4 protein-coding genes are annotated in these 3204 nt (G+C 62.7%); all 4 read left to right on the top strand.

The genetic code is table 11. The annotated features are described in order from the left end of the window. The first annotated feature begins 58 nt into the window (after positions 1 to 58). From tnpA to MKI86_RS23705, 4 genes are read left to right on the top strand one after another with little or no spacing between them, the layout of a single operon-like run. Positions 59 to 472 carry an IS66-like element accessory protein TnpA gene (gene tnpA / locus MKI86_RS23720; RefSeq protein WP_241605979.1) on the top strand — a complete coding sequence of 138 codons (414 nt, stop codon included), beginning with the start codon at positions 59 to 61 and terminating at the stop codon, positions 470 to 472. Beyond that, positions 469 to 813 carry an IS66 family insertion sequence element accessory protein TnpB gene (gene tnpB, locus MKI86_RS23715; protein ID WP_241605977.1) on the top strand — a complete coding sequence of 115 codons (345 nt, stop codon included), beginning with the start codon at positions 469 to 471 and terminating at the stop codon, positions 811 to 813. Before tnpA ends, tnpB begins: the two co-directional genes overlap by 4 nt. Before the next feature lie 47 nt (positions 814 to 860). After that, the gene (gene tnpC / locus MKI86_RS23710; RefSeq protein WP_241605975.1) at positions 861 to 2513 is read left to right on the top strand and encodes an IS66 family transposase; all 1653 of its coding nucleotides are present in this window, start codon (positions 861 to 863) and stop codon (positions 2511 to 2513) included. Positions 2514 to 2515: 2 nt separating this feature from the next. Next, a complete protein-coding gene (locus MKI86_RS23705; RefSeq protein WP_241605973.1) occupies positions 2516 to 3100 on the top strand; it encodes a plasmid pRiA4b ORF-3 family protein in 585 nt (194 codons plus the stop codon). Positions 3101 to 3204: the final 104 nt, after the last annotated feature.

Genomic DNA, 3204 nt, shown 5'->3' with positions numbered 1-3204 from the left:
GTACGCCTCCGGCGTGGGCCGCCTTTTCAGTTTGATGTGAATGTGGCCGATTGTCCTTATGGACGTGAATAAGGACAGTTACCGGCCAGATGTGAGCCGGATGGACATCATCGAGCTTGGCCGCCGGCGCGAGTTTACCGATGCGGTACGGCTGCGGATTGTGGAGGAGAGCTATTCTGCTCCGCGCCTTGCGTCTGCGACGGCCCGCAAATACGGGCTCTCTCGCTCGCAATTGAATACGTGGCGGCGCGCGTATCGGGAAGGTCGGCTTGCCATCCGCGATTTTGATGGCTTCGTGCCGGCCCTTGTGGTGGCGGAGGCGCCCATGTCGGCGCCTGTACCGTTGAATTCGCTGTCTGGTGCTGGTCGCATGGAGATCGTGATCGCGAGCGGCCGGCGCGTTGTTGTAGACCGCGATGTCGATGTGGATGCGTTGCTGCGGATCGTCCGTGGTCTTGAGGGGCTGGAATGATCCCGATCCCGTCAGGTGTTCGGGTTTGGCTTGCGACGGGCTACACGGATATGCGGTGTGGGTTCCCATCGCTGGCGCTGCGGGTGCAGGAGGTGCTGAAGCATGACCCGTTGGGTGGCCATCTGTTCTGCTTCAGGGGCAAGCGCGGCGATCTGATCAAGATCGTTTGGCACGATGGCCAGGGGGCCTGCCTGTTCACGAAAAAGCTGGAACGAGGAAGGTTCATTTGGCCTTCGGCCGAAGGTGGCGCGGTGGCAATCTCGTCGGCACAGCTTTCCTACCTGCTCTCCGGAATTGATTGGCGCGCGCCGCAGGAAACTTGGCGACCAACGCGAGTATGATTGCATTTAAGCATTGAGATTATTGGGAAATCTGGTTGAATGTCGTCATGACACTGCCGCCGCTTTGCCTGCCATCGGACCTTACCAGCGCCCATGCGGCGCTGCTGGCCGAGCGCGCGGCGCGTATGCAGGCCGAGGCGGAAGCCGCCAATGCAAAGGCGCGGTTGTCGAGCACCGAGGTGCTGATCGCACATCTGCAATTACTGATCGGCAAGCTGGAACGGGCCAAGCACGGGCCGAGTCGTGAGCGCACCCAGCGGCTGATCGACCAGTTGGAATTGCAGCTCGAAGAACTCGCCGCGTCGGCAACCGAGGACGAACTGGCGGCCGAAGAGGCCGCGCCCAAAACGCAGGCAGTGCGTGCCTTCACGCGTAAACGGCCAGTGCGCCAGCCCTGGCCGGAGGATATCGAGTGCGAGCGCATCGTCCTCGACGCACCGACAGCCTGCGCTTGCTGTGGTGGATCGCGGCTATCGAAGCTGGGCGAGGACGTCACCAGAACGCTGGAGGAGATCCCGCGCCGCTTCAAGGTGATCGAGACGGTGCGCGAGAAGTTCACGTGCCGCGATTGCGAGGCGATCAGCCAGGCTCCCGCGCCGTTCCACGCCACACCGCGCGGCTTCATCGGCCCAAACCTTCTGGCCACGATCGTCTTCGACAAGTTCGGGCAGCACATCCCGCTGAACCGCCAGAGCACGCGCTTCAAATGTGAGGGCATCGACCTGTCGACCCAGACGCTCGCCGATCAGGTCGGACACGTCGCCTTTGCCCTCAAGCCGGTCTTCGACCTGATCGAGACGCATGTGTTCGAAGCCGAACGGCTTCACGGCGACGACACGACGATCCCGATCCTGGCCAAGGGCCATTGCACAACCGGGCGAATATGGGTTTACGTGCGTGACGATCGGCCATTCGCCGGGCCTGCGCCGCCGGCAGCGGTCTTCTACGCCTCCAGCGATCGGCGCGGAGAACACCCGCAAAAGCATCTGGCCGACTTCAGCGGCATCCTTCAGGCTGATTGCTACAACGGCTTCAATCCGCTGTTCGACCGGACGAGGAGGCAGATGCCGGCAACGCCCGCGTTCTGCTTCGCCCATGCGCGCCGGAAGTTCTTTGAACTGGCCGATGTCGCCCGCAATGCCCGGCGGGGCAAGGGTGCCAAGCCGATCTCGCCGGTAGCCCTTGAGGCCGTGAAGCGCATCGATGCCCTGTTCGCCATCGAGCGCGATATCAACGGCCTGAGCGCGGCCGAGCGGCTTGTCGTCCGGCAGGAGAAGAGCAAGCCCTTGTTGAACGATATGGAGGAATGGTTGCGCGCCGAGCGGGCCAGCCTCTCGCGCTCGTCGCCGGTGTCCGGGCCGATCGACTACATGCTGTCACGCTGGGCCGACTTCGCCCGGTATGCCGACGACGGCAGGATCTGCATGACGAACAATTGCGCGGAAAGAGCGTTGCGCGGCGTGGCTTGCGGAAGAAAGGCCTGGCTCTTCGCCGGCTCCGACCGCGGCGCCGATCGCGCGGCCATCATGCTCACGCTCATCATGACCGCACGGCTGAATGACGTGGATCCCAAGGCTTGGCTCGCCGATATCCTTGCTCGTATCGCAGACCTGCCGGTCTCGCGTCTGCCGGAATTGCTTCCGTGGGAGTGGAAGCGGCTACGCCAGGGTGAAAGTCCAGCCCTGATGCTGGCAGCCTGACGATGGCAGCTTCCCTGGTCCGTCTGAAGGTCACTCTTGATCATGTCGAACCGATGGTGATGCGGCGCGTTGTCGTGCCGTGGCGCATCCGGCTCAGCCGATTGCATGAGGTCTTGCAAGCCGCGATGGGCTGGACGAATACCCATCTCTACGAGTTCCAGATTCGCGACGTCGGTTTTGGTTTGCCCGACCAGGAATGGGGGGATGGCCCGATCGATGCGCGCAAGGTCTCGCTCCTGTCGGCAATCCAGGACACCGGCGCGAAATCCTTCAAATACCACTACGACTTCGGTGACGGTTGGACGCACAGCATCAAGATCGAGCGCACGTTCCCCATCGTTGCGCTGGGCGACCCCATGCTGATCGAGGCGACGGGGCGCTGCCCGCCTGAAGACGTCGGCGGGCCTTGGGGATACCAGGAGTTCCGTGAGGCGCTTGCCGATCCCTCTCATGAGCGGCACGCTGAGCTGGCCGAATGGTGGGGCGCCAAAGACTTCGACCCGAACAATGCTGCGTTCGCCGATCTCAACAGAGCCGTTGAAGACCTGATCGCAAAATGGGCGCGTCGATCACGCCGGAAAACCTGACGGTCCGCTACGCCAAGCGCCCCACTTCGACCGAACCTCATTACTATAGAACGATTTGCCGTAACTCGCGCGTACGGATGCCGCGTGGCCGCTCGGATGCTTAC

It is taken from the genome of Shinella sedimenti, assembly GCF_022601905.1.
GTDB lineage: Bacteria > Pseudomonadota > Alphaproteobacteria > Rhizobiales > Rhizobiaceae > Shinella > Shinella sedimenti.
This window is presented reverse-complemented; position numbering and strand designations above follow the sequence as displayed.